The 25392-nt window shown below is 69.3% G+C and carries 22 protein-coding genes and 1 pseudogene; 8 read left to right on the forward strand and 15 right to left on the reverse strand.

Annotation, left to right across the window (positions count from 1 at the left end):
- Positions 1-199 precede the first annotated feature (199 nt).
- From GA0070214_RS32100 to GA0070214_RS11815, 11 genes are all read right to left on the reverse strand, one after another.
- Entirely contained in the window at positions 200-1207 is a 1008-nt protein-coding gene (locus GA0070214_RS32100) for a GtrA family protein (RefSeq protein WP_208602726.1), read from the reverse strand.
- Positions 1208-1504: 297 nt separating this feature from the next.
- Positions 1505-2440 carry an NAD-dependent epimerase/dehydratase family protein gene (locus GA0070214_RS11770; RefSeq protein ID WP_091261989.1) on the reverse strand — a complete coding sequence of 312 codons (936 nt, stop codon included), beginning with the start codon at positions 2438-2440 and terminating at the stop codon, positions 1505-1507.
- An 84-nt stretch (positions 2441-2524) separates the two neighbouring features.
- Complete coding sequence (sigJ, locus tag GA0070214_RS11775; RefSeq protein ID WP_091261990.1) at positions 2525-3466, reverse strand: RNA polymerase sigma factor SigJ; 942 nt, start codon at positions 3464-3466, stop codon at positions 2525-2527.
- Positions 3467-3581: 115 nt separating this feature from the next.
- Positions 3582-4577: a cytochrome d ubiquinol oxidase subunit II gene (locus GA0070214_RS11780; RefSeq protein ID WP_091261991.1), complete on the reverse strand. Its 996-nt coding sequence runs from the start codon at positions 4575-4577 to the stop codon at positions 3582-3584.
- On the reverse strand, positions 4574-6001 hold the full coding sequence (locus GA0070214_RS11785; RefSeq protein WP_208602727.1) for a cytochrome ubiquinol oxidase subunit I: 1428 nt from the start codon (positions 5999-6001) through the stop codon (positions 4574-4576). The genes GA0070214_RS11780 and GA0070214_RS11785 overlap by 4 nt, the downstream gene beginning before the upstream one ends.
- Before the next feature lie 115 nt (positions 6002-6116).
- Positions 6117-7214 (reverse strand): NADP-dependent oxidoreductase, encoded by a 1098-nt coding sequence (locus tag GA0070214_RS11790; RefSeq protein ID WP_341845068.1) that lies wholly within the window; start codon positions 7212-7214, stop codon positions 6117-6119.
- A gap of 259 nt (positions 7215-7473) precedes the next feature.
- Entirely contained in the window at positions 7474-7878 is a 405-nt protein-coding gene (locus tag GA0070214_RS11795) for a GNAT family N-acetyltransferase (protein ID WP_167364255.1), read from the reverse strand.
- A 101-nt stretch (positions 7879-7979) separates the two neighbouring features.
- On the reverse strand, positions 7980-9245 hold the full coding sequence (locus GA0070214_RS11800; protein WP_091261993.1) for an MFS transporter: 1266 nt from the start codon (positions 9243-9245) through the stop codon (positions 7980-7982).
- 98 nt (positions 9246-9343) lie between these two features.
- Positions 9344-10288: an NADP-dependent oxidoreductase gene (locus GA0070214_RS11805; protein WP_091261994.1), complete on the reverse strand. Its 945-nt coding sequence runs from the start codon at positions 10286-10288 to the stop codon at positions 9344-9346.
- Positions 10289-10468: 180 nt separating this feature from the next.
- Positions 10469-10957: a GNAT family N-acetyltransferase gene (locus GA0070214_RS11810; RefSeq protein ID WP_208602729.1), complete on the reverse strand. Its 489-nt coding sequence runs from the start codon at positions 10955-10957 to the stop codon at positions 10469-10471.
- 97 nt (positions 10958-11054) lie between these two features.
- Entirely contained in the window at positions 11055-11972 is a 918-nt protein-coding gene (locus GA0070214_RS11815; RefSeq protein ID WP_091261995.1) for an NADP-dependent oxidoreductase, read from the reverse strand.
- A 521-nt stretch (positions 11973-12493) separates the two neighbouring features.
- Here GA0070214_RS11815 and msrA point away from each other — a divergent pair.
- The 3 genes from msrA to GA0070214_RS11830 all read left to right on the forward strand — a co-directional run bounded on the left by msrA (position 12494) and on the right by GA0070214_RS11830 (position 14851).
- On the forward strand, positions 12494-13000 hold the full coding sequence (msrA, locus tag GA0070214_RS11820; RefSeq protein WP_091261996.1) for a peptide-methionine (S)-S-oxide reductase MsrA: 507 nt from the start codon (positions 12494-12496) through the stop codon (positions 12998-13000).
- 289 nt (positions 13001-13289) lie between these two features.
- Positions 13290-13946 carry a TetR/AcrR family transcriptional regulator gene (locus tag GA0070214_RS11825; protein ID WP_091261997.1) on the forward strand — a complete coding sequence of 219 codons (657 nt, stop codon included), beginning with the start codon at positions 13290-13292 and terminating at the stop codon, positions 13944-13946.
- A 476-nt stretch (positions 13947-14422) separates the two neighbouring features.
- Positions 14423-14851: an OsmC family protein gene (locus tag GA0070214_RS11830; protein ID WP_091261998.1), complete on the forward strand. Its 429-nt coding sequence runs from the start codon at positions 14423-14425 to the stop codon at positions 14849-14851.
- 2 nt (positions 14852-14853) lie between these two features.
- On the opposite strand, the gene GA0070214_RS31820 is transcribed toward GA0070214_RS11830, so the two are convergent.
- Positions 14854-15027, reverse strand: coding sequence for a hypothetical protein (locus tag GA0070214_RS31820; protein ID WP_167364256.1), 174 nt, complete (start codon positions 15025-15027; stop codon positions 14854-14856).
- Positions 15028-15074: 47 nt separating this feature from the next.
- Here GA0070214_RS31820 and nhaA point away from each other — a divergent pair.
- Positions 15075-16984, forward strand: a pseudogene (nhaA, locus tag GA0070214_RS33015) (Na+/H+ antiporter NhaA).
- Positions 16985-17146: 162 nt separating this feature from the next.
- Here nhaA and GA0070214_RS11840 read toward each other — a convergent pair.
- Positions 17147-18133 (reverse strand): ABC transporter permease, encoded by a 987-nt coding sequence (locus tag GA0070214_RS11840; protein ID WP_091261999.1) that lies wholly within the window; start codon positions 18131-18133, stop codon positions 17147-17149.
- Between the two features lie 470 nt (positions 18134-18603).
- Between GA0070214_RS11840 and GA0070214_RS11845 the strand changes: the two genes are divergently transcribed.
- On the forward strand, positions 18604-19698 hold the full coding sequence (locus GA0070214_RS11845) for a winged helix DNA-binding domain-containing protein (RefSeq protein ID WP_091262000.1): 1095 nt from the start codon (positions 18604-18606) through the stop codon (positions 19696-19698).
- A 114-nt stretch (positions 19699-19812) separates the two neighbouring features.
- Here the strand turns inward: GA0070214_RS11845 and GA0070214_RS11850 are convergent, their stop codons facing one another.
- Positions 19813-20937: a DUF4236 domain-containing protein gene (locus GA0070214_RS11850; protein ID WP_139141844.1), complete on the reverse strand. Its 1125-nt coding sequence runs from the start codon at positions 20935-20937 to the stop codon at positions 19813-19815.
- Positions 20938-21195: 258 nt separating this feature from the next.
- Entirely contained in the window at positions 21196-21525 is a 330-nt protein-coding gene (locus GA0070214_RS11855; RefSeq protein ID WP_091262002.1) for a nuclear transport factor 2 family protein, read from the reverse strand.
- Between the two features lie 688 nt (positions 21526-22213).
- On the opposite strand from GA0070214_RS11855, the gene GA0070214_RS11860 reads away from it, so the two are divergent.
- The 3 genes from GA0070214_RS11860 to GA0070214_RS11865 are packed head-to-tail and all read left to right on the forward strand — an operon-like array spanning position 22214 to position 25373.
- On the forward strand, positions 22214-24217 hold the full coding sequence (locus GA0070214_RS11860; RefSeq protein ID WP_091262003.1) for a sulfatase: 2004 nt from the start codon (positions 22214-22216) through the stop codon (positions 24215-24217).
- A 26-nt stretch (positions 24218-24243) separates the two neighbouring features.
- Complete coding sequence (locus tag GA0070214_RS32780) at positions 24244-24366, forward strand: hypothetical protein (RefSeq protein ID WP_279615651.1); 123 nt, start codon at positions 24244-24246, stop codon at positions 24364-24366.
- On the forward strand, positions 24363-25373 hold the full coding sequence (locus GA0070214_RS11865) for a formylglycine-generating enzyme family protein (RefSeq protein ID WP_091262004.1): 1011 nt from the start codon (positions 24363-24365) through the stop codon (positions 25371-25373). Before GA0070214_RS32780 ends, GA0070214_RS11865 begins: the two co-directional genes overlap by 4 nt.
- The last annotated feature ends 19 nt before the right edge of the window (positions 25374-25392 follow it).

Genomic DNA, 25392 nt, shown 5'->3' on the forward strand with positions numbered 1-25392 from the left:
ACTGGTAGGTCCGCGGTTGCTCGATGTGAGAACCGAGCGACAGCGGCGAGGCCCTCACATACCGACGAGCTGACGTAGGCGCGCGCTCCAAACGCTGGTGGGACGGGGACCATCGGCTGCCGTGTTCCGGCTCAGCCGTGGCGGCGGACGTTCAGGTCACCGCGTGCCCAGCTGACTCGCTCGGAATGAACGCCCCACATCAAGGCGCTTTCGTCCGTGGGCTCGAGGTCGCGCGGTATGCACTCGCTCGCTTGGCACGAGCGGGTGGCCTCCGCCTTGGTGCTGCAAGCGACGATTGTGCACGCCGGTGGCACCCGGAAGCCGCGGTTCGGAGGCCCACGCCAGCTGCCGGATGAGGTCGTCGAGGAGGCCGGGCGAGGGCGGTCACCCCCGCTTGCCACCGTCGTTCGCTCCGCCGCCAGTCGCTGGTGGTCAGGGGCAGCTCGCCGCCGACTGGGTCGAAGACCGCCCGGTGCGCCGCCGAAACGTACCGGCCGCACACCAACGAGGTCGAAGCCGGGGGTACGCCGTGGGCGAAGACGTACAGGCGTAGGACCAGGAACCGCCCGGTACCGGCGAGTGCGGAGGCGCTGAGGTAGACGGCCTGCTCCCAGCGGATGCCGGCGGACGGCTGCACTGCGTGCAGGATGAGGACGGCAGCTGAGGTGACCAGGTAGGCGGCGGTGGCCGAGCCGGCGGACTGCAGATGCTGGTGCCATCGCGCGCGCCGGCCGGCGCCGAAGGTGAACCGGGCGTGCAGTTCCGTGCCGAGCAGCGTGGATATCACGGTGATCAGCGCGTTCGCGGCCGCCCACGGCATGAGCGTGCCCACCACTGACACCGCGATGCTGGAGGCGAGCCCGACACCGCCGCCGATCAGAACGAACCTGGCAAATGAGCCTGATGTGCTGCGGTCCACCGGTCGAGCCTGGGACGCCTCGGGTGGCTTCGGCGGGAGCAGCGACGTGACCTGCTCACCTTCGCGCACTCGTGCACAGCGGCGACGAAGGGGCTTCAGCATCGACGGAGCGGTCGAACCGGCGCAATGTCTTCTCCGACCGGCCTGCCAGCGCCGCTGCGGCAGGCAGCCCGCGCTGGTGGCGGTCAGCCGCACCACGCCGGCCATCTGCCTGCTCACCACGGTCCTCCTCGTCCGGACGGTGGAGACAGGGGTCGCGGTGTCGAACTTCGGCATCATGTTCTCCATCGGGCGGTCGTCATGTGGTGCTCGGCGGCTCGCATGTCCGCCGTGCACACCGACCATCGCTACTGCCGCTGACACCGCCCTATCAGCGCACTGACACGGACGCCCACCCGCATCGGCGCGATGTCAGCAGCGCGGGGCGGCCGGGGCTCACCTAGCCCGCGTACGAAGGGCGTGCTCCACGCAGCCCTCACCTCCGTCGCGGCCGAAGGGTGGCCATCCCTGGCGGGATGGTGACCCTTCGACACGCGTTCGGCTCCCCGAATACCTACCGAGGCGGGAAGAACGACGCTCAGCAGGTCACGGCACAACCTGGAAGCCCTGGCGCCAGGTGGGATGTGCCGGGTGCCAGCCCAGTTCGCGCTTGGCCTTCGCGTTGGATGCGCCCCGCAGTTCGGTCATGAGCACGACGCCGGCCTGTCCGGCCGCCAGCCGTCCGATGAACCGCGGAACGCGCATCGGCTTCTTGGCACCCAGCATCGCTGCCAGTTCCGGCAGCCATTCGGCGACCGGGGCGGGGTCGTCATCGACGATGTTGTAGACACCGCGGCCGCCGTTCTCCACTGCCGCGACCGTGGCCTCGGCGGCGTCGGCGATGTGGACGAACGACCACACCCCGCCGCCGTCGCCGACGACCGGGAACCTGCGCTTGCGGATCATCTCGAGCTGCTCGGAGCCTGGCGCCATGGAGGTGCCGGGTCCGTAGAACGCGCCGTAGCGCAGCACGATCCCGTCGATCCAGGCGGCGCCCAGCGCAGCCTTCTCCAAGTGCTCGATCGCGGCGATCATCGGCGCCATCTGACCGACCGGTGCGCGATCCAGAGGGTCTTGTTCGCTCTTGACCGGCCCGCCGGTCCGCGCGTAGGTGAAGGCGCCGTTGCTCTGGGCGACGAAACGTCGTACTCCCGTGGCGCGTGCGGCCGCGAGCAGGTTGTCCGTGCCCTCGATCCGCAGCCGGTTGGTAGCGGCGAAGCTGCGGTCGAAATTGCGGGTGTCGACGTGCCCGATGGCGGTCAGCTGGTTGACGATCACCTCCGGGGCCGCCTGGCGCACGGCCGCCTCGACCTGGGCGCGATCCAGCGCATCGGCGATGACCGGCACCGCGCCCAGCTCTGCTGCCCTGGCCTTGCTGGACTCGCTGCGGATCATGGCGAACACCTCGTGGCCCGCATCGACCAGACGCGGCACCAGTTCCTTGCCCAGAGCTCCGGTCGCTCCTGCCACCAACACTCTCATCGTCGGCTCCTTGCTGTCCGGTTCGGATTCGTCACTTGAACCGGATGGCCCGCCGATTCCTGACAGGAGCGAAGGTGTTCCACGTCACATGGTGAGCAGGGGCTCCCCACGGTGGCCCGCCGCCCACTGCTCGGTCGCGCGTTCGAGCTTGTCCGGGTTCGCCTGGGTACGGCAGGCGGTGATGCCCTCGGCGGTGACCTCCAGGCACATGATGGCGACGACCCGGCCTTCCACGACCGCCACAACGGCGGGTTCCCCATTGGCGACCCAGGCGTAGATCGCGGGCGAGCCGCCCACGATCGACCGCTTCGCCTCGGCGGGCTTGAGCAGGCCCCACACGAACTTCGCGACCGCGACGGCTCCCTCGAACGCCTTGGTGCGTGCCGGAACCTTCCCTCCGCCGTCGCCGATGGCGATGGCGTCCTTGGTGAGCAGGCGTACGAGCTCGTCGGTCTGGCCACTGGTGGCGGCCGCGAGGAACTCCTCGACGATCCGCCGGGCGGCGGCCTGGTCGATCTCGGTGCGGGCCTTGCCATACGCGACGTGCTTCTTGGCACGGTGAAAGATCTGCTGGCTGGCCGCCTCGGTGATGTCGAGGATCTCGGCGATCTCCCGGTGCGGGTAGTCGAAGGCCTCCCGCAGCACGTACACGGCCCGTTCATTGGGGGACAGGCGCTCCATGAGGGTGAGGACCGCGTACGAGACCGATTCGCGCTGCTCAGCGGTGTCGGCCGGGCCGAGCATCGGGTCACCCGCGAGCAGCGGCTCGGGGAGCCATCGGCCCACGTAGGTCTCGCGGCGTGCCCGCGCGGAGGTGAGCTGATTGAGGCACAGGTTCGTGAGTACCTTCGTCAGCCAAGCCTCGGGGACCTCGACGCGGTCGACGTCGGCGGCCTGCCAGCGCAGGAACGTCTCCTGCACGATGTCCTCTGCCTCGTCGGCGGAGCCGAGGAGACGGTAGGCGATGGCCTCCAGACGGCGCCTCGACAGCTCGAATCGGTCAACGTCCTCCACCGTCAACGGCATGACCTGATCATATTTCCCGCACGGCCTCCAGCTGATCACGGCCCACTCGCGGACCGAGGCCATCCGGACAGCGAACACGCTGCTCCTCCTCACCTGGCAGCGTGAACGGGAGAAGTCAGGTGGTGTCCAGATGACCGCGCTGATGCAGGACGAACAGCAGCGCCATGGCCGGCACGACGAGCAGGAGCGCCGCGGCGGCGACGAGGGTGAGCGACGCCAGGGTGGCCTCGGGCGCCGCGGCCTCGCCGATGCGAAGGTGGGTGCCCAGCAGGTACGGGTACTGCGCGACGCCCCAGCCGACCACCACCGTGCCGGCCGCGCCGACGGCGAGCGCCTGCAGCAACCGCGGCGCCGCCCGATGCAGCAGCGCGATGCTGGCCAGCCCGCATGCCGCGGAGACCAGCACCAACGGCAGGCCGCGGCCGGTCAGCCCGTCGAACAGGCGCCCGGCGTCGGCGTGCAGGATGGCGATGCCCGCCAGCGCCACGGCGCCGGTCGCCACGGCGGTGGCCTGGGCCCGACGGCGGAACCAGCCCTCCAGGCGGGCGTCGGCGCGCGTACGGGCTTCGGCGGTGAGGAACACCGCGGCGACGAACGCGCACACCCCGACCGCGAGCACCCCGCCGAGCAGCGACGTCGGGTTGACCCAGCTCGTCACGGGATCGCCGTGCCCGTCGGCGGGCACCCGTCCGGAGGCGATTCCACCGGCGACCGTGCCGAGGAAGAACGGCGTGATCACCGACGAGGTGGCGAACGCCGCCCCGGTCGCCCGCTGCTGGTCGGTCTTCACCACCACCTTCCGGAACGCGAACCCGCTGCCGCGGACCACGATGCCCAGGGCGGCGAGGCCCAGCGGAATGTAGAGCGTGGTCATGATCGCGGCGAACGCGGACGGGAAGCCGGTCCAGAGCATCACCAGGCAGAAGATCAGCCACACGTGGTTGGCCTCCCACACCGGCGCCAACGCCTGATCGATCAGGTGCCGTGAGCCTCGCCCACGTCGCGCACCACCTGCAGTGAGATCCCAGAACCCCGCACCGTAGTCCGCGCCGCCGAGCACGGCGTAGGCGGTGACGCCGATGAACAACACGACGGCGGCGAACGTACTCACGCCTGCCCTCCCGCCGGCGTGGTCTCCGGGCCCCGGGCCGGGCCGTAGGGCACGTCCGTCTCGGTCGCCCCGCCCTCGTCGCGCCAACGCCGGCGCAGCAGCCGCAGCACGTACACCGTGGTGGCCCCGACCGCGACGTACAGCGCCACGGTGGCGGCGAAGAACAGCCACAGGTTGGCGGATGTGGTGACCGCGTCCCGGGTGAGGAGGTGACCGGTGACCGTCCACGGCTGCCGGCCGACCTCGGTGACCACCCAGCCCGCCTCCAGCGCCACCACCGCGAGCACGCCACTGATCGTGGTCGCCCGCAGGAACCATCTGCTGCGCGGCAGGTCACGGCGGCGCCACCAGGCCAGGGCGTACCAGACGGAGAGGCCCAGCAGCGCCGTGCCGATGCCGACCATGACGTCGAAGCTCAGGTGGACGATCGCGACCAGGCGGTCCGGTGGTCGCACCTCGGCGGGGATCGCGTCCAGGCCCTGAATGCGGGTGGACGGCGAGTAGCCGGACAACAGCGACGCCCCCGACGGAATCTTGATGCCGCCGTGGACCTCCCCGTTCGCGTAGTAGCCGCCGAGCACCTCCGGCACATGGGTGCCCGTGGTCGCGACGGCCTCGATCGCGGCGAACTTCGCCGGTTCGTTCCGGTAAACCTCGCGCGCGGCGATGTCGCCGACGAAGATCTGCAGCGGGGTGACCAGCGCCGCGACGGTCAGCGGGATCGCCAGGCCGAGCCGGTGGTAACGATCGCGGCGGCCGCGCAGCATCCCGGCGGCGTACACGCCGGCGACGACGAACCCGGCGACCATGTACGCGGCCAGCAGCATGTGGATGGCCTCGAACCCGAATGCCCCGTTGAAGATCACCTCCAGCGGGCGGACCTCCACGATCTTGCCGTCCCGCATGGTGAATCCGCCCGGCTGGTTCATCCACGCGTTCGCCGCGACCACCGACAGGGTGCCGCCGATCCCGGACAGCACCACCGGCACACCGGTCCAGAAGTGCGGCCACGGTCGCATCCGCTGCCACCCGAAGACGTAGATGGCGACGAAGATCGCTTCCAGGAAGAAGAACAGACCCTCGATCGCGAACGGGATGCCGAACGCCGCACCGTAGGTGCCCATCAGACGCGGCCAGAGCAGCCCGAGCTCGAACGACAGCACCGTCCCGGACACCGCGCCGACGGCGAACAGCACCGCCGCCACCTGCGACCAGCGGCGGGCCAGCAGCAGCGCGGTCTGGTCGTTCCGACGAATGCCCCGGGCGTTCGCGATCAGCATCAGGAAGGTGAAGGCCACCCCGAACGGCACCAGGATGATGTGGAAGCCGAGGGTGAAGGCCATCTGCTCGCGCGCCGGCAGCAGCTGCGCCGGATCGGCCGGCGCCAGACTGGCGCCGACCGTCAGCAGTGACAATCCGGGCACAGCCGATGTTAACCGGTCAGGGCGACCGGAAACGTACCGATCGGGTGAAGGGGCGGGCAGGGCGCAGGGTAACGGGCGCCGCCGCAGGCGGCCGCAGTGGCACCGACGGCAGTGACTAGTCAGCGACGTGGATGACGATCTTGCCGCGGCGTTTGGCCGTCTCGAGCGCCTCGTAACCTGAGCGGGTCTCAGTGAGTGGCAGCACGCGGTCCAGCACCGGCCTCAACCGGCCGTCATCGACGAGTTCGGCGATGGAACGCAACGCGTTCCGGTCGGGCTCGACGATGAAGTAGACGCCGCGGACGCCGTGCCGGGCTGCTTCCTGCTCATCGGGTGGGGTGACGAGGGTGACCAGGACACCGCCCGGTTTCAGGACCGACCAGGACCGCGACTGCGTGGCCCCTCCGACAAGGTCAACCACCACGTCCACGTCGCGTACGTGATCCTCGAAGCGGTCGTGCGCATAGTCGATGACCTGCTCGGCGCCCAGACCTTTGACGAATTCCAGGTCGGCCGCCGCCGCCGTGGCGCTGACGTGAGCACCGAGACCGGCGGCGAGTTGCACCACGTAGCTCCCCACGCCGCCGGCGCCGCCCTGCACCAGCACGTGCTGGCCGGCCTGCAGATCGGCATGGTCCACCAGTGCCTGCCAGGCACTCAGCGCGGCCAGGGGGAGTGCAGCGGCGTGGTCGTGGTCAATGGTGGCGGGTTTGGCCGTCACGACGGCCGCGGGCAGGGCGACGTACTCGGCGGCCGCACCGTCGCTGGTGAAAGGGATCAACCCGTAGACGGCCGTCCCCTCGGCGGGGCTGTCCACCCCCGCGCCGCGCGCCGCGACGACGCCGGAGAACTCGTGCGACGGGATGATCGGGGTGCGCTCAGGCCCTGACCCGTCCGAGCTGTGCGTCCACGTCTGCGGCCAGGTGAGTTCAGTGGGGGTCATGGACGCAGCCTTCACGGCCACCAACACCTCACCGGGCCCCGGCTCAGGCCGCGGCGCCTCCTCGTACACGAGTTGCTCCGGACCGCCTCTGGTGTGAGCCCTCACGGCGTGCATCGTGCTCATCCTGCTCCCTCCCGACGGCATTTCGGTCAGCCCGCCGGCCGTCCCTGGGGAGAAACTGCAGGCCGACTCCCGCATTATCTGGCGGTTCGGCAGCGCGCCTGTGGGACTTCCGTAACCCTTGCCCCTTCGGTTCAGAAGCGCCTGCATCGGGGCTCCCGGGCAGCAGCACGCGGCGGTCGTGTGGCGGAGACCGTCGACATCAACCGTCGCCGCCGACGCGCTCCGAGGCGTCGCCCGGAGTCGCGAGTCGCTCGCGGTTGGCTGCACGTTCCGCTGACGGGGGCGTCGCCGGCCACCGCAACCACCGCCGCCTCAGTGCTGCTGCTCTTCGCCATGCTGGATGGGCGCAACGCCGTGGGCAAGCCTTCGGCGCTGTTCACGCCCGACAGCGACCGATGCTTGGCTCCTATGATTCGCGGGTCTGCGGCGCGCCACCCGTGGTCTCAGCGCCGGCTCGTCTCAGCGCCGACTCGGCAGCAGCACGATCGGAGTAGCCGGGGTGTCGGGCGTCGATCAGATCGGCATAGGCGGTCGTTCGCGAGAGGTAGTCGACCACGAAGGGGCAGATTGCGGTGATTGTGCCCTCGCGGGCGCGGATCTCGTCAAGTACTCGCCGCACCATCGTGCCCGCCACGCCCTGATGTTGATGGCTCGACTCGACCTCGGTGTGCCGGAGGGCGTACCGGTTGGGCCTCAGATGGGTGTAGTAGAGCCAGCCGACTAGCTCGCCGTCGCGGAAGAGCTCAAAGCGGCCCTGAGCGAGGCTGTCGATCAACCTCTCGGCTACCTGTGCCTGTCCTTCACTGCTCATCGGCTTACCCTTCCGAGTGTAGTTTCGCCGCGCGATCAGGTCGGCCCGCGGGCTTGCTGCCGACCACGTGCAGCCGAATTCGCCGGTTGCCCTGGTGGACATCAGGAGTTCCTGTCGATCGCCTTGGCCAACTCACCATGCTGGCTGTTCCTGGCCGTGCCGATGTCCGGGTTGCGTGCAGCGAGGACAGTGAGCAGGGCGGCGACGAGGGCAAGTGCGCCGTATCCGAGGACGATCTGCGGTAGCGCGAAGGTGTTCGAGAGTTCCCCGGAGATGAGGCTCGGGAAGGCGGCGCCGCTGTAGCAGAGGACGTAGATCGCGCTGAAGATCGGTGCCCGGTCGGCCAGGGTGCTGCCGTGCAGCAGGCCGCGGGTGGCGGCGCTGATGGCGATGCCTTGACCGGCCCCGGCGACGACGGTTGCGGCGATGAACAACGCCAGCTTGCCGATGACGATCGCGGTGATGATGCCGATCCACCCGGCCAGGAAGATGACCATGCCGATACGTTGGGCCGCCGCGGATGTGAAACGGCCGCCGAGGGGAGCGCCGAGAACGCTGGGGGCCATGTAGGCGGCGAACACCAGTCCGAGGATGAGCGGGCTGTGAGTGTGGAGCTGATCGTCGACCAGCGCGGGCACGAAAGCCTGGTAGAAGGCCCCGGTCGCCCAGGTGGCCAGGAACACCGCTGCCGCGACGGGGAGCAGATGCCGGACCGGGGCCGGTACACGGACCTGCGGTAACAGTGATCGCCAAGCGCCCGGCGTCGGCTCTGCGGTTTCCGGGCTGATGACGATGAGTGCCGCGGACAGTACGAGGAGGCCGGCGCACACCAGGTAGATGAGGTCGCGTGGCCAGGGACCGAACTGGACCAGCGCGCCGGAGGCGATGGCACCGAGGGTGAGGCCGAGCATGGGTCCCTGGCTGGAGGCGACGGCGGCCAACCAGTGCGGTCTGGTGGGTGCGGCGTCGACGATGTAGGAGGTGAGGCTGCTGCTGGCCAGGCCGGCACCGACCCCCATCAGTAGCCGACCGGCCAGCAGGGTGCCGATGTCGTGCACGTTCAGCAGCAGCAGACAGCCCAGCAGGAGCAGGCCGAGGCTGGCGATCGCGGTGCGCCGCCGGCCCAGATGACTGGACAGTCGCCCCAGCACCAACAGTGCCGCGATCGTGCCGACGGCGGTGGTGACGACGGCCATCGAGATGCCGGCGTTGGTGAACCCGTCCTCAGCCCGGTAGACGTTGAACAGGGGGATCGGCGCGGCCGACGCGGCAAACGTGGCCACCAGGGAGACCACCGCAGATAAGAAGGCCAGCCGGTGCGTCCCGCCCCGGCGAGCCTGGTTGATCGCTGGTGCCATGTGCTGCATCGATACGTGCCTTCCTTGGTCTGAACCGGCCCCAGAGTTTCTGGAGGCCCACGTAGCTGACGTTGATCCAGGAGGGCTCGAATGCTGCCGCCGAGTCCTTATGGGCGAACGCGGATGACCGTCTTCCCCTTGGTCCGCTCGGTCGGGTTGAGTGCGGCGACGGCGTCGTCGAGGGCCGCCACGGTGCCGATGTTCGTCCGTACGCGTCCGTCCCGGACCCGGCGGGCGATCTCGCCCAGCTGGGCGCGGTCGGACACGACAACGAAGTCGATCGCCAGGCCGTCAGCGGGCCGCGCCTGCGGCGGTCCCGTGACGGTCACCAGCGTTCCTCCGGCTCGAACCAGACCCGTGGACCGCTTCTGGATGTCGCCGCCGATGACGTCGAAGACCAGATCGACTCCACCGACGTCTTCCAGGGTGTCGTTGTCGAGGTCGACGAACTCGTGCGCGCCGAAGTCGACTGCGGTCTGCCGGCCGCTGGCACGTCCGGTGCCGATGACGTAGGCGCCGGCCTGACGGGCGAGTTGCGTCGCCATCGAACCGACTGCGCCGGCCGCGCCGTGCACCAGGACGCTCTGACCCTCCAGGAGGTGGCCGTGCTCGAACAGCCCCTGCCACGCGGTCAGGCCCGCCATGACGACGCCAGCGCCGACCGTGAAGTCGACATCGCCGGGCAGCGGCGCGAGGTTGCGTGCCTCGACGACGACGTACTCCGCCAGTGTGCCGTCGCGAGTCCAGTCCGTCAGGCCGAACACCCGTTGTCCCACCGACAACCCCGTCGTTCCGTAGCTGAGAGCGGTGACTACCCCGGCCACCTCGTGGCCGGGAATCGAGGGCGTCCGGTCCCGGCCCAGGCGATCGATCCAGGTCGAGGGCCACTCCAGCTCATTCCCGGTGAACCCCGACGCATGAACGGCAACGACGACGTCGCCATAGTTCGCGCCCTCAAGACTGGCGAGCCTCGCCGTGTCCGGCTCGGGCCGCTCCACGAGCCTCATCCCCGCCGTTCCCGCGGCCCGGTCCGTCACCACGATGGCTTTCATCTGACTACCTCTCTGAGAAACAGTCCTCGTCCATCCGCGCCCTCACGGACGGACCCAGATGATCTTCTTGCCCCAGGCCTTCGGTCGCGTTGAAGGCGGTGACGACATCGTCGGGGGCTGCGACGAGCTCCGTGGCCACGCGACTGCGCCGGTAGGTGGGGTCCACCCAGGTCGTCAGCATCAGGGCAAGTGCGTGTGACCCTGGGTTGCTCCCGGGTGCTCGCGGTCAACGAGGTCGGCGTATTCGGGGTTGTGCTCGATGAAGGTGCGCACGATCGGGCACCTGATGGTGATCGTCTTGCCGTGCACACGCACGTGGTCCAGGACGCGTCGGATCAGCTCGGTGGCGATGCCCTGTTTGCGGAAATCGGGGATCACCGAGGTGGCCAGAAGCACGAGTCGGTCGTCTCCGGCGACGTTGTAGGTCAGCCCGGCAACCTCTCGATCCCCGACGATGGCGGCGTAGATGCCGAGTTCCTCGTCGTTGACGACTTGAAGGTCACACGCGGGGGCGTGGGGCTCGCCGCTCACCTCGTCGACGAGGACAGCCTGGTCCTGGTTGAGGGTGCCTTTCTCGTCGGAGTGCCCGACCTCGGCGGAGTGCGCGAATGCGTAGCGGGACGGCTCGGCAGCGTCGGTCATGGGGGATGCGCCGTCGTTGATGGTCATCAGATCACTCCCGGGTCGTGGCGGTAGTCGTAATCGCCCAGCCGCATGTCGTCGACGGGAGGCGAAGGCCATCGACGCACTTTTCGCTCCTGAGCCCTCACGAGCGAACGCGGATGATCGTCTTTCCCTTGGCCCGCTCGGTCGGGTTGAAGGCGGCAACAGCGTCGTCGAGGGCCGCGACGGTGCCGATGTTCGTCCGCAGCCGACCATCCCTGATCCGCTGGACGAGCTCACGCAGTTGCGCCCGATCGGCCTCGACAACGAAATCAACCGTGAGGCCGTCCGCCGGCTGCGCTTCGGGCGGGCCGGCAATGGTCACCAGCGTTCCTCCGGCTCGGACCAGGCCCGCAGAACGCTTCTGGATGTCGCCGCCGATCACGTCAAAAACCAGATCGACGCCGGCGACGTCTTCCAGGGTGTCGTTGTCGAGGTCGACGAACTCCTGCGCGCCGAAGTCGAGCGCGGTCTGGCGGTCGGCGGCACGTCCGGTGCCGACGACGTGGCCGCCGGCCTCTTTGGCGAGCTGGGTCACCATCGAGCCGACTCCACCGGCCGCACCATGTACGAGGACGCTCTGCCCCGCCTGGAAGCGGCCGTGCACGAACAGTCCCTGCCACGCGGTCAGCCCTGAGATCGGCAGGCTCGCGCCCACCGTGAAGTCGACATCGCCGGGCAGCGGCGCGAGGTTGCGCGCCTCGACGGCGGCGTACTCCGCCAGGGTGCCGTCGCGGTTCCAGTCCGTGAGGCCGAACACCCGCTGTCCCACCGACAGTCCCGTCGTGCCATACCCGAGAGCGCTGACCACTCCGGCCAGCTCGTGCCCAGGGATCGACGGCGTCCGGTCCCGGCCAAGCCGATCTGTCCAGGTCGAGGGCCACGTCAGCTCACCCGGAGTGGATCCCGACGCATGAACCTGAACAACGACGTCGTTCAGCGCCGGTTTCGGCTCAGGCCGCTCCACCAGCCTCATCCCGGCCGTTCCCGCTGCCTGGTCCGTCACCACGATCGCTTTCATGGGAACTGTCTCCTCAGTCATGTGTCTCTTCGGTGCAGATGCAGCAGGCAGGGAAAGCCCGTTGGGCATCTGATGCCAGGGGTTACCGGACGCAGCCGGCCGGTCCGGACAGCGCCGGCCTGCCACGTGCATCGATGGATGCGTGCCGCTCGCGACGGACACGAAGGATCGTCTTCCCAGTCGGACGGCCCGAACGTAGCCGCGTAAAAACTGGTCTGTCAAGTCCAGTTATGAAGCCAGGCGGATGCTACAGTCGAAGCGAAACAACCCAGTTCACGAGCTACGACTGCGACATCCGGCTGACCGCTTGCCTCCTGCCATCAGGACTCCGTAGTCCAATAAGCGGGGGAAGGGTCGAGGGATTATGACCGGCGCATAAGGCGCGTTTAACCTGATTCCTCAGCTTCGCGCAAGAAAGGGGCGGGAAGAGAGCTGTGCGCCAGCGGGCCCTGGCGAACGCCCGGTACGGCGAATACCGCACCCTGTTCAGCGGTGACACCATCGACAAGTAGGGAGACGACGTGACCACCGAAAAGGCGATCCTCGCCGGCGGCTGCTTCTGGGGGATGGAGGAGTTGTTCCGCCGTCAGCCCGGCGTCGTTTCCACGCGCGTCGGCTACAGCGGCGGCGACGTCCCGAACGCCACCTACCGCAACCACGGAACCCACGCGGAGTCCATCGAGGTCGTCTACGACACCGAGAAGACCGACTTCCGCGCGCTGCTCGAGTTCTTCTTCCAGATCCACGACCCCTCGACGAAGAACCGCCAGGGCAACGACATCGGCACCAGCTACCGCTCGGCGATCTTCTACACCAGTGACGAGCAGAAGCGGGTCGCCGAGGACACGATCGCCGACGTCGACGCCTCGGGCCTGTGGCCCGGCAAGGTCGTCACCGAGGTCACCCCGGCAGGCGACTTCTGGGAGGCTGAGCCCGAACACCAGAACTACCTGCAGACCTACCCCGACGGTTACACCTGCCACTTCCCCCGCCCCGGGTGGAAGCTGCCGAAGCGGGCGACGGCCTGACACCTCCGGCGCGCGGACCCCGGGTCCGCGCGCCGACCCGGGCCGAGGCATCAGTGACAGGATGAGCGGATGCCGTGCCGGGTCGCCGGAGTGGTGGCGCCGGCACGGCCAGGACCGAATAGTCCCGGAAGGCTCGCCCGCCGACGATCTCCGGGCCCTTGCGCCCGGTCAGCCAAGCCTCCCGCGCACGTGTTCGTCATTCACCATGCCGTGAACGCCGCATGCGCCGAATGGACTCCAAGGTTCCGTTTTCCAGGGGGTCATCTGGCTCGCTGGATACACTTCACCGATGAGCGACGAGCAGGTGGCTGCGCCGACGAATCGGCGGAGGATCAGCCAACGGGGCATCGCGACCCGAGAGCGGATCCTCGAGGCGGCGAACCGGCTGATGTTCGTGCGCGGAGTGAACGCGACGACCCTTGACGACATCCGCGAGGCGAGCCAGACCAGCAAGTCTCAGCTCTACCACCACTTCGCCGACAAGCAGGAGCTCGTGCGGGCGTTGGTCAAATATCGAGGCGCGCTCGTGCTTCAGCGCGAGCGCGGAGGGCTCGAACGACTGAGATCGTTCTCGGGGCTCGTCCGGTGGCGCAACGCGTTGGTCAAGGCCAACTCGCTGAACAACGGCAGATACGGGTGTGGCCTCGGGTCGATGGCGGTCGAGCTGTCCGATCAAGATGAGCAGGCTCGATCGATGCTGCTGGAGACGTTCGCGGCATGGGAGAAGCTGATCAGTGACGGTCTGCACCGCATGCGGGACAGCGGTGCACTGCGCCCGGACGCCGACCCGGAGAAGCTGGCCACGGGGTTGATGGCAGCTTTGCAGGGCGGCTACCTGCTGGCGAACGCCGCGCACAACGTCGCGCCCATGGAAGTGGCGCTGGACATGGCGCTGGAACACATCAAGTCGTACCTCTCGGAGCCGTCCGGCGAACCGACCCGCTGACAGCGCTCCACCACGCCCGACGAGCGTCGACTGGTCAGGCGCCGGCCGGGCCGGGGGGCGCTGTGACGGGGGCGCTGTGACGAGGGAGCGCGGCTTGCAGGATCGGTGACCAGCGAGCTGCGACTGTGAATCGCTGAGCCTCGATGTATCTCATGTTGTCCGGATTCAAGTCCGCCCGGGTCGCAGGAGGCGACGACGATCGCCACCCTGCTGCGTGAACGACGACAAATCCTAGCCGTAACGGACGCGTTGGTCCATCCAACGGTTTGGCGTTGACCCGGGTTCAGCTGGAAGCGTCCCGGCCTGGCAGCCTCCCAGTGCAGCTTAACCACGCCGCAGGTGATGGTTGTCGAGGGCTGAGTGGTTTTGGGAGCGAGCGATCAATTGGACTATCTAGTCCGCAAGAGGCTAGCCTGCTGCTGCTGGACCCGAGTACCTGGACCGTCATCACCAGGATCTACAGGAAGGCGCGGCTGATGGAAATCGATCAGGATCGTGTCGTCGCATCCGCCCGAGCTGTCCTTCCGGCCACCGAGCGCCGGCGCACGGACATGACCACCCGCGGCTTCACGTTCGTCGCCGATGAACCGCACAACGGCGCAGTCGGCGACGGCCCGACGCCGACGGAGTACCTGTTGATGGCGCTCGCGTCGTGCACTGCCCAGACACTGCGGCAGTACGTTGACTACAAGTTCGACACCGCCGGTGACATCACCGTCGAGATCGACTACCACGAACCCCAGCAGGAAGGCGCGGAGCGTTACCTGCAGCGCACGATCACGCTGAGCGAAGAACCCGACCCCGACGACTTGAAGGTGATGCATGACATTGCCGAGAGGTCTCCGGTGACCCTGCTCATTCAGTTCGCATGGAGCGTGAGGACCGAGTTCGTCGGGCGGCGCTGAAATCAGGCCGCGTGCTGCTTGGCGATCAGGCCTAGCAGCACGCGGCCGACCGCATCCTGAAGTGCATCGGTGAGCCCCTTCGCTCGCCCGGCCGCCGGCCACAGCTCGAGCAGCGCGAGCAGTGCCGAACCGAGCGGTCGCGTGCCCGCATTGCGGCACGTGATCCAGTAATCCATGCTGGCCCGGCCAGCGCGCCGAAAGGTGACGTGTGACCGAAACCAAGATGAGCGGCCGAACGATCTGGAGGCGGAATCCGGCAGCGCCGCTGCAAGCCTTTCTGCGGACCGAGTCCGGCAGCGCCGGCGTGCTCGTGGCCGCCATCGTCGCCGCACTGCTCTGGGCCAACATCGACCTCGGCTCCTACGAAGCCCTCTGGCGCACCCAACTGTCCCTACGCCTCGGGCACCTCGAGCTCTCCCGCAACCTGCTCACCTGGATCAACAGCGGCTTGATGACGCTGTTCTTCCTGGTCGTCGGCCTTGAGACACGGCGAGAGTTCGACCTCGGCGACCTACGCGACCGGCGCCGTTTCCTGCTGCCCGCCGTGGCCGGCGTGATCGGCATGCTGATCCCGGTGCTGATCTTCCTGGTACTCAACCACGGCGGGCCGGCGCGCACGGCTGGGGCGTGGCTATGTCGACCGACACCGCCCTCGCGTTGGGCCTGCTGGCACTGCTCGGCCGCGGCGTGCCCGGCCAGGTCCGGATCTTCCTGCTCACCGTGTTCGTGGTCGACGACGTGATCGCACTCATCGTCATCGCCCTCGTCTACAGCGACGACATCAGGATGACGCCCATCGTGGTGGCCGTAGCGGCGTTCGCGGTCATGCTGGCCGTCCGCGCAGCCGGCGTCCGACGTGGCTCGGTGTACGTGCCGGTCGCCATCGTGATGTGGGGCGCGTTGTTGGTCAGCGGAGTGGACCCGGTGGTGGCCGGACTGGCCATCGGGCTGACCGCGTTCGCCTACTCTCCCGGCCGCGCCGAGCTCGAACAGGTCAGCGGGCTGTTCCGGTCGTTCCGCGAACAGCCGACGCCCAAGCTCGCACGTACGGCCTCGATCGGCCTCGCGAATACGCTGTCGCCCAACGACCGCCTTCAGCGCATTTACCACCCTTGGTCCAGCTACGTCATCGTGCCGCTGTTCGGCCTGGCCAACGCCGGCATCAGCATCGACCGTCCGTTCCTGGCCCAGGCGTTCGCGTCACCTGTCACCTGGGGCGTACTGCTCGGGTATGTCGTCGGCAAGCCGCTCGCCGTGATCGGCACCTCGGCCGGGCTCACCTGGGTCTCAGGCGGTCGCATCCGCCCGGCCGTGGGCTGGGCGGGCGTGCTCGGCAGCGGCACGATCGCCGGTGTCAGCTTCACGGTGTCGCTGCTGATCGCCAGCCTGGCCTTCACCGGCGACCAATTGGCCGAGGCCAAAGTCGGGGTGCTCAGCGCCGCGATCGTCTCCTCAGCGCTGACCTGGACCGCGTTCCGCGTCACCAACATGTTGCCCAGGGACAAGCGCTCCCGCGCGCTCTTCGGCGACATGACGGAACTGATCGACCTCATCCCAGACGTCGACGAGAAGCAGGACCACGTCCGCGGCCCAGCCGATGCATCGGTAACGCTCGTCCAGTACGGCGACTTCCAGTGCCCGTACTGCGGGAAGGCCGAGCCAGCGGTCCGGCAGTTGCTGGGCCACGCCGACCTGCGTTTCGTGTGGCGTCACCTGCCGCTGCCGGACGTGCACCCGCAAGCCCGGCTGGCCGCCGAGGCCGCCGAAGCAGCGGCCGCTCAGGGCAAGTTCTGGCAGATGCACGACCTGCTGCTTGACCACCAGGACAGGCTGAACATCACTGATCTCATCAAATACGCCGGCGACCTCGGCCTGGATCAGGAACGCTTCCACGACGATCTGACAAGCCACGCCCACGCCGGCCGCATCGAAAGCGACATCGACTCGGCCGACAACAGCGGAGTGTCCGGCACGCCGACGTTCTTCATCAACGGCCGCCGCCACTACGGCGCCTACGACATCACGACCTTGACCCACGCCGTTCGTATGGCCCGAGCCCGGGCCCGCCTCAGCCGCGAGGCGCCAGCGATCCGTGAGCGACCGGGCTCCGTTGACTCGACGGCACGCCGGTAGGTCCTCAGAACCTGCCGCGCGAACTCTCGCCTTGACCGAAGCGATCGGAGCGTCAAGGGGACCCGTGTTCGGCTGGTGAGTTGGTGCTGGGGTCACGGTCCAGGATTGCGCCGGTCCCGCCGGCTTGCTCATCGCGGTCGTCGCCCTCGTTTACACCTGCTGTCAGCGTAGCTTTGGGTCGAGGGCCTCGCGGACCGCCTCGCCGAGCATGACGAAGCTCAGCACGGCGGTGACGAGGAACGCGGCGGGGAAGAGCAGCAGGAACGGCGAGACGCGGATGTAGTTCTGGGCCTCGCTGATCATGATGCCCCAGGACACCACCGGGCTCTTCAGGCCGATGCCCAGGAAGGACAGGGTGGCCTCGGCGCCGATGAAGGAGCCGACCATGATCGTGCCGTAGACCAGCAGCGGGGCCAGGCAGTTCGGCAGCAGGTGCTTGAGGATGATGCGGCCGGTGCCGGCGCCCAGCGCGCGGGCCGCCAGGATGTAGTCGGCCTCCTTGGTGGCGAGCACCGAGGAGCGCATCAGCCGCATCACCACCGGCCACAGCAGCACCACCAGCGAAATGATGACCAGGCCCATGATCTGCCACTCGTTGTTGTCGCTGCCCGAGCCGTTGAACGTGGTCAGGATGACGATCGAGCCGAGCACGAACGGCAGGCCGAAGAAGATGTCCGCGATCCGGGAGAGCAGCGCGTCCACCCACCCACCGCGGTAGCCGGCGATGATGCCCATCGCCCCACCGATCAGCAGCGTGCACAGCGTCGACAGCACCGCCACCACGATCGAGGCGCGGGCGCCGTAGATCACCCGGGCGTACACGTCACGGCCCTGCACGTCGTAGCCGAACCAGGCGGACGCCGACGGCTCGACCCGGCTGCGGGCGAGGTCGCCGTTGACCGCGTCGCCGCTGGTGAACAGCGACGGAAACGCGGCCATCAGCAGGAACACCAGAATTAACGCCGCCGAGATCCAGAACAGCGGCTTGCGGCGCAGGTCCCGCCAGGCGTCACCGAGCAGGCCGCGCGGCTTCTGCTGCTTCTGCGCGCTCTCCGGCAGGCCCGCGTCGACGGGCGCGCCGGAGCCGGCCTCGGTCGGCATGGTCGCGGGCGGCGTCGAGACGATCGACGCGGTACTCGGGTCACTCATACCGGCACCTCGTTCCGCTCGGCGCGGGTGCGCGGCACCCGGCGCCCGGAGTCGACGTCGTAGAACACGGTATCGGCTACCCGTACGCTGGGTAACCCCAGGGGAGCGAATCCGGTCAAAGCGAACCTGCGCTGTCAGGCCCGCCGGCGTACGTGGCGGTGCCCGTCGCGGCGATCGGCGGCCGGGCGGGCAACACCTCGGCGAGGATGAGCCGTAGCAGCAGCGTCAGCAATTGGCTGATGCCGTCATCCGGGCGTGAGTTGCCATTCGCCGAAAACGGCGATCATGGTTTCGTGGCCGGCGTCGGCCCTCCGACCCTAACCCCCACCACTGGCGGGTAACGCCCCCTTCATCGCCGCCACCCCCACCCGCCCAGCGACACCCGGACGAGCAGGGCCCCACGCCTCCTGGTCGATGACCCACTGTCCTACGCGAAAAGGGTGTCTGGGGTGGGCGATAGTGTCATCGCCGTGAGCGTGCTCGACCGCCGCGCCCTCAACCGGGCGCTCCTAGCTCGCCAGCTCCTGCTGCAGCGGCACGACATGCCGGTCGCTGACGCCCTTGAGCATTTGGTGGGGTTGCAGGCGCAGGAACCCCTGGAGCCGTACGTCGGGTTGTGGAGCCGGCTGGCGGGCTTCCAGCCGCCGGCGCTGGTCGAGCTGCTGCTGAACCGCAGGGCGGTCCGCACACTGCTGATGCGCCGCACCCTCCATCTGGTGACCGCGGGCGACTGCCTCGCGCTGCGGCCCGTCCACCAGGCGATGCTGGTCTCACGCATGTGGTCGACGCTGCGCCGGGTGCTGCCCGGAGTCGACCTAGACGACCTCGCGAGACTCGGCCGGCCGCTGTTCGAGGAACGGCCGCGCATGCTGACCGAGGCGGCCCGCGCCATCGCCGACCGCTGGCCGGGAGTGGAGCCACGCTCGCTGGGTGACGCGCTCAGCACACTCGTGCCGCTCGTGCAGGTGCCGCCCCGCGGTGTCTGGGGCGAGCGCGGCGCAGCGCACAACATCACGATCGAGACGTGGCTGGGCCGCCCGCTGGAGGCGGAGTCGCCGGCCACCGTGGATGCACTGGTCCTGCGCTACCTCAACGCCTACGGCCCGGCGGCCAGCGCTGACATCCGCGCCTGGTCCGGCCTGAGCGGGCTGCGGGAGTCCGTCCAACGGTTGCGACCGTCGCTGCGGACGTTCCGCGACGAGCGCGGCCGCGAGTTGCTCGACGTTCCCGACGGCGCGCTGCCCGACCCGGAAACCCCGGTGCCGCCGCGTTTCCTGCCGGCGTTCGACAACGCGGTGCTCGGCTACGACGACCGCAGCCGCATCATCGACACCGAACATCGCGGTCTGAGTGTCTCGGGTGCCCGCTTCCTGCTGGTCGATGGACGGGTCGTGGGCACCTGGACGGTCACGGTCGACGACAGCCGGGCGACGTTGCAGATCACGCCGCTGCGCGCGCTCGCGGAGCACGAGCGCGACGCCGTCGTCGCCGAGGGCGAGAGTCTGCTGACCATGTTCCAGCCCGAGCCACAACGCGCCAACCACGTCGTGATCGCCGACGCCTGACGCAAGGTGTGGGCGCGGTAGCAGTCGGCCGGCGACATCGCCTCGCGCGTTCGGCTGATTGCGCAGGTCGTGACCCTGCACTATCTCCATTGCGCTGAGCGGACTTGCTTGCCGCTACCGGCCGCTGCCGAGTTCAGTCAGATCGACCGCGGCGACGAGCTGGGCGAGGGCGGCTTCGGCGGCGAGGTCCAGCGGAAGCAGTTCCCCGGTCCGTGCCCGGGAATTGAGCAGCAGTTCCCGGCTGGTGTCGTGCACGATCGCCGTGGCGTCGGCGCTCTGCCACCGCACCCCGTGCAACGCTTTGCGGTCAAACGTCGCGGCGAGCAGGCAGGACATCCGCGGCCGGCCGTAGGCGTCGTGGCCGTCCTGGCGCAGGACTGCCACGCGCGCGGTGGCGATGCCGGGCGCGACGGCCAGAGCCTCCCGTACGGTGACCAGGACCTGGCCGCAGACGAACTGTTTGTAGTAGGCGGAGCGGTCTCGCTGGGGCAGCTTGCGCAGCGTCAGGTTGCCGGCCTGCGTCGTGGCGGGCATCCGCTCGGGCACCACCTGCTCAACGCCGGGTACGAGCACGGCCAGGGAGACCTCGTCGGCGCTGACTCCAACGGGCGCACTGGGCGCCTCGTTGTCCTCGAAGGCCTCCTCCAGGGTTTCCAGCACGACCTCGGGCACGTTCGTGCAGAGTTGGTGCCACCGCTGGTCGAGGTAGTGCTGCCACCCCGCCTGCTGCTCGAGCCGGCTGGCCCACTGCCGTTGCATTTCCGCCTCGGTCCACTGCGCCGCCTGCTGCTTCGCCTGGGCCCGTCGGCTGCGCTCGAACAGCCCGATGCCGGCCAGCGCGTGGCTCTCGTAGTGCTTGCGGATGCCGTCCCGATCAGGTGGCGCTGGTGGTGGCGCGATCGGCCGGGCGGCGGCGGGGAAGTCCACCCGGTGCAGCTCGAGGATGCGTTGGAACGCGTGGGCGAGCCGCTGGGCTTCCTCGGCTCGCTGCGCCTGTGCCGCCTGGCGCTGCTGCGCGGCGAGCTGCCGCTGGTAGCCGGCCGCGGACGAGGACCGGCCGCCGGATCGGCGGCCGCCCCCGAGGGAGCTGTAGAAGCCGACCGGTCCGACGCCGCTGGAGAAGCCGGTACGGCCGCCGCCGACGTGGATCCGGGCGGCGCGCGGCCCGACACTGGTGCGGATCCCCCGGGAGGAGGCCCGGATACGCACGCCCGGTGCCAGCTTGATCGAGAACCCCATCCGCTGACCGTAGACCGGCACGACCCCGGGCCTGTTCATCCAGCGATCCGACGTTGGCTCGCCGGTCGGGCAGCTGGCCCGCCAGGTCGGCGTCGCGCTGGGTCAGAACGGTGACACATATTCGGATGATTAGGCCTCAACAAGTCCTTGCGTTTGCAAGCGCAGTGGGAGGGATGACGTACCAGCCGCAGGACCCGCGGCACGGGCAACGCTCCGCCCTACCAGCCGCGGATGGTTCCGGGGCGGCCAGAAGGGACGTCAGCTGATGCGCAGGCTCGCGATCAGGCCGTCGCGGAGGCGGAAGGTCATCGGGCCGGTGCCGTTGAAGCCGTTGCCCGAGACCTTGAGGGTGACGACGTAGCTGTCGGAGCCGGTGCCGGGCTGGATCTCGACGAGTTCGAAGTGCGACTGCACACCGATGTTGTCGGTGCGGTCCCAGGAGCGCACGCCGTCGCGGCCGTGGAACTCACGGCCCCAGTCGTTGAGGTACGCGTCGTCGGTGAACGCCGCGACGAAGGCATCCGAGTCCGCGCGGTTGGTGGCCTCGATGAAGGTCTGGATCGGGGCGGGGATGTCGGTGCTGGTCATGAGTGCATCTTCCGATGGTTCTGCGGCGCGGACGGTCGCACCGCGTGCGGGTTGACGGGCGCCGACGAGTGGGCTCTCGTCCTGGCCGGGTTGTCGACGGTGGAGGCCGTGTCGGGCGGGTAGGGTGCCACCGCTCGCATGCCGTGGCACTGGTGCTGAGCGTAGATCACCCATCCGGGTGCAGCGGGCGGAACGTGCACGAGCGCCGGTCAGCCCGAGCGTCGGCTCGCGGAGGACGGCTGCCATCCCAGGTTTCAGGACACCGCTTGACCCCATAATTCCTATCGACATTATAGGCAATGTGCCGAACGTAAACCTCACCACCCGGCGCGCGATCGACTTCATGCTCGTGAACAGCAGCCTCTGTGAGTTCACGCGGTGGATCTGACGTCCGACCGCGCTGCCTGCCGGTCCGCGCGTCCTTCGACGAAGCCTGCGGCTGCTTCCCGCCCTGCCGACGTGGCCAGCGGCCGAGGCAGGGGAGGCCTGCGGCACCGGGCACCGGCGATGCCGCCTCGGCCGCCGCTCACCGAGCGGCCGACGTGACTCTCGCGCCCCGGATTCCCCGCTCGGCAGCCGGTCGCAGCACCGGTCACCGCTGCGCCTGACCACGCCGGGTGACCGGCCTCTTCCCCCTGCCCGCGCCCATGAGGCACGGCGGCCTTCCCCTGCGCAATCGGAGGCGCTCATGAACGTGCTCGACCCGACCACCGTCTCGCGTCGAGGTCTCCTCGGCGGTGTCGCCGGTGTGGCCCTGGCCGGGCTGGCCCCGGCTCCGGCGCTCGCGGCCCGTCCACCGGAGCCGGCACCGCGGCACCGGCCGCCCAACGTGGTGTTCATCTCCATCGACGACCTCGGCTGGGACGAGCTCGGCAGCTACGGCAACACGTTCAACGAGACGCCGCGGATCGACCACCTGGCCCGGGAGGGCATGCGTTTCACCAGCGCCTACGCCGCCGCGCCGGTGTGCTCGCCGACCCGCGCCGCGCTGGTGACCGGTCTCTATCCGGTGCGGACGGGGATCACGGACTTCCTCCGGGGCGAGCCCGCGGCGAGCAGCAAGTACCTGTCACCGGACCTGCCGACCCTGCCCGACGTCCTGCGTCCCTTCGGCTACGCCACGGGACTGATCGGCAAATGGCACCTCACCGAGACCTACAGCGGGCCGTACGACGAGCGGCCCGGCAATCCCTACGCCCACGGGTTCGACGAGGTGATCGCCTCCGAACAGAAATACATCGCCGACGGCGACTACTTCCACCCGTACTTCTTCATGCCGGACCTGCCCGCGCGGGAGCCGGGCGAACACCTCACCGACCGGCTGGCGTCCGAGGCCGTCGACTTCATCACCCGGCACCGCCACGAGCCGTTCTTCCTCCACGTCTCCAACTACGCCGTACACACCGTCCTGGACGGGAAACCCGACCTGGTCGCCAAGTACCGGGCCAAGCCGGGCGCCGGCCAGGCCCCGAACCGGCCGGTGCTGGCCGCCATGCTGGAGAGCGTCGACCAGCAGGTGGGCCGGATCGCCGACACACTCGCAGACCTCGGCCTGGACCGCGACACGCTGCTGCTGATCACCTCCGACAACGGCGGCCCCTACGACGACGCGAACCAGCCGCTGCGCGGCGGCAAGGGCGACCTCTACGAGGGCGGCATCCGGGTCCCGCTGATCGCGTACTGGCCGGGCACGGTGGGCCCGGGGGAGGAGAACGCGACGCCCACCAGCACCATCGACGTGCTCCCGACCGTCCTGGACCTCGCCGGCGGGGACCCGCACGGACGGTTCGACGGCCGGAGCATCGCCCCCGTGCTCACCGGGACCGGCGCGGTGGAACGCGACGCCCTGTTCTGGGTCTACCCCCACTTCATCGGCCGGACCCACCCGCACGCCGCCGTCCGATCCGGCCAGTTCAAGCTGGTGCAGTACCTGCGCGACGGCCGCAGCGAGCTCTACCACCTGGTTCGTGACCCGGCGGAGACCACGGACCTGTCCGACCGCTACCCCCAGAAGGCCCGCCAGCTGCGGGGCCTGCTGGAGGCGCACATCGCCGAGAGCGCCCTGTTCCCCGCGCTGCCGACCCCCGAGCACTACCCGACGGTGGAGCTGGAGGAGTCGTTCGACGGCGACCTCGAACGCTGGAGCGTCCTGCCGGTCACCGCGTACGCCGCGCCGGCCGTCGTCAGCGGCGGCAGGGTCGCGGTGACGACGAACAGGATGACCCACCTGGTCCTCCGCTCCGACGTCGCACCGGGCTCCGACCGGGTGGCGGTCGTACTCGACACGGGTACCTTCGCCGACGCCGGCACCCAGGACACCGTCTTCGTCGGCCTCGCCAAGGACGCCGGCAACTACCTGCTGTTCCGCTACCACAACGGACTGCACCGCGCGGGCTGGGACCTGCGCGTCAACGGCTCCCTGATCACCGCGGGCGTCGAGCCGCTGGACGACCTGGACGGCACCGTGGACCTGACCGGTCCGGACGCCCGGTACGCGTTCGTGCTCCGCGGCCACGTGGCGACGGCGTACGTCGACCAGGGCAGCGGATGGGAGTTCCTGTTCAGCGCCGACACGGGCGGGGCGATCGACTTCAGCGATCCCGCCGTACGCGCCCAGTACCGCTACGCCGCGAGCATCCGCCTCGACAGCGGCACCATCACCCTCGACGGCCTGACCGCCCGCCGAGCCTGACCGCCTCCTCACGACAGGACGTCCCGATGTCATCGCTGCCCCGCAAACCGGGCGCCACCGCCGCCACCGCCGCCCTGGGCCGCACAGCTCTCACCGCCACCGGCACCGCCGCTGCTCCGCTCGGCGCCGCGACGGTCACCGGCGCATGACCTCCGAGCATCACCACTCCGCCGCGCCGAGTTGTTGCGCCCCCGCCGGCCTGCGCGAGACCGCGGCGACCGGCGCGCCGCTCCAGATCGGCCGCCGGCCGCGACAGCCGGATCCGATCGTCCGCGAGGCTGGTCGGTCGCGCTCCACGCGGGGCCAGGTCAGCCTCCCCGGCGGACGCTTCGCCATGGGTGACGCCTTCGGTGAGGGCTACCCGGACGACGGGGAAGGGCCGGTGCACGAGGTCACCGTCGGCGCCTTCGCGATCGACGCCACGACGGTCACCAACGCCGCCTTCGCGACCTTCGTCAAGGCCACCGGCTACGTCACCGAGGCCGAGGTGCTCGGCGTCTCCGCGGTCTTCCATCTCCAACTGAAGGCGGAACGTCCCGACATCCTCGGCGCGGCCGGCAGCACCCCCTGGTGGCTCGTGGTCCGCGGCGCCGACTGGCGCCATCCCTACGGGCCGGCCTCGTCGATAGCGGACCTGCAGAATCACCCGGTCGTCCAGGTGACCTGGAACGACGCCCGCGCGTACGCCGCCTGGGCGGGCAAGCGCCTGCCGACCGAAGCCGAGTGGGAGTACGCCGCCCGGGGCGGTCTCGAGAAGGCCCGGTTCCCCTGGGGCGACGAACTGCTCCCGCGCGGTCGGTGGAACTGCAACATCTGGCAGGGCGCGTTCCCCCGCCTCAACACCGCCGAAGACGGGTTCATCGGCACCGCACCCGTCAAGCAGTACGCCCCCAACGGCTACGGCCTCTACAACACGGTCGGAAACGTGTGGGAGTGGTGCGCGGACTGGTTCGCCGCCGACACCTACGCCCTACGCGCCGGCACCGCCGTCGTGGACCCCTGCGGGCCGCAGGAGCCGGACGCCGCAGGCCGGCGTGTGATGCGCGGCGGGTCCTTCCTGTGCCACGACTCCTACTGCTACCGGTACCGGGTCGCGGCCCGTTCCGGGAACACCCCCGACTCCGCAGCCTCCAACATCGGTTTCCGCTGCGCCTGAACCTACCGCCCGCACCTGT

Source organism: Micromonospora chaiyaphumensis (genome assembly GCF_900091435.1).
GTDB classification, from domain to species: domain Bacteria; phylum Actinomycetota; class Actinomycetes; order Mycobacteriales; family Micromonosporaceae; genus Micromonospora; species Micromonospora chaiyaphumensis.

Coding starts and splice junctions, on each gene's coding strand:
- sigJ (WP_091261990.1), bottom strand. CDS start 3,466: ATGCCGTTGACGGTGGAGGACGTTGACCGATTCGAGCTGTCGAGGCGC.
- GA0070214_RS31820 (WP_167364256.1), bottom strand. CDS start 15,027: ATGGATTACTGGATCACGTGCCGCAATGCGGGCACGCGACCGCTCGGT.
- GA0070214_RS11830 (WP_091261998.1), top strand. CDS start 14,423: ATGGAAATCGATCAGGATCGTGTCGTCGCATCCGCCCGAGCTGTCCTT.
- GA0070214_RS11860 (WP_091262003.1), top strand. CDS start 22,214: ATGAACGTGCTCGACCCGACCACCGTCTCGCGTCGAGGTCTCCTCGGC.
- GA0070214_RS11800 (WP_091261993.1), bottom strand. CDS start 9,245: ATGCAGCACATGGCACCAGCGATCAACCAGGCTCGCCGGGGCGGGACG.
- GA0070214_RS11795 (WP_167364255.1), bottom strand. CDS start 7,878: ATGAGCAGTGAAGGACAGGCACAGGTAGCCGAGAGGTTGATCGACAGC.
- GA0070214_RS11790 (WP_341845068.1), bottom strand. CDS start 7,214: ATGCAGGCGCTTCTGAACCGAAGGGGCAAGGGTTACGGAAGTCCCACA.
- GA0070214_RS11850 (WP_139141844.1), bottom strand. CDS start 20,937: ATGGGGTTCTCGATCAAGCTGGCACCGGGCGTGCGTATCCGGGCCTCC.
- GA0070214_RS11840 (WP_091261999.1), bottom strand. CDS start 18,133: ATGAGTGACCCGAGTACCGCGTCGATCGTCTCGACGCCGCCCGCGACC.
- GA0070214_RS11855 (WP_091262002.1), bottom strand. CDS start 21,525: ATGACCAGCACCGACATCCCCGCCCCGATCCAGACCTTCATCGAGGCC.
- GA0070214_RS11805 (WP_091261994.1), bottom strand. CDS start 10,288: ATGAAAGCCATCGTGGTGACGGACCGGGCCGCGGGAACGGCGGGGATG.
- GA0070214_RS32780 (WP_279615651.1), top strand. CDS start 24,244: ATGTCATCGCTGCCCCGCAAACCGGGCGCCACCGCCGCCACCGCCGCC.
- GA0070214_RS11865 (WP_091262004.1), top strand. CDS start 24,363: ATGACCTCCGAGCATCACCACTCCGCCGCGCCGAGTTGTTGCGCCCCC.
- GA0070214_RS32100 (WP_208602726.1), bottom strand. CDS start 1,207: ATGGAGAACATGATGCCGAAGTTCGACACCGCGACCCCTGTCTCCACC.
- GA0070214_RS11810 (WP_208602729.1), bottom strand. CDS start 10,957: ATGACCATCAACGACGGCGCATCCCCCATGACCGACGCTGCCGAGCCG.
- GA0070214_RS11815 (WP_091261995.1), bottom strand. CDS start 11,972: ATGAAAGCGATCGTGGTGACGGACCAGGCAGCGGGAACGGCCGGGATG.
- GA0070214_RS11825 (WP_091261997.1), top strand. CDS start 13,290: ATGAGCGACGAGCAGGTGGCTGCGCCGACGAATCGGCGGAGGATCAGC.
- GA0070214_RS11770 (WP_091261989.1), bottom strand. CDS start 2,440: ATGAGAGTGTTGGTGGCAGGAGCGACCGGAGCTCTGGGCAAGGAACTG.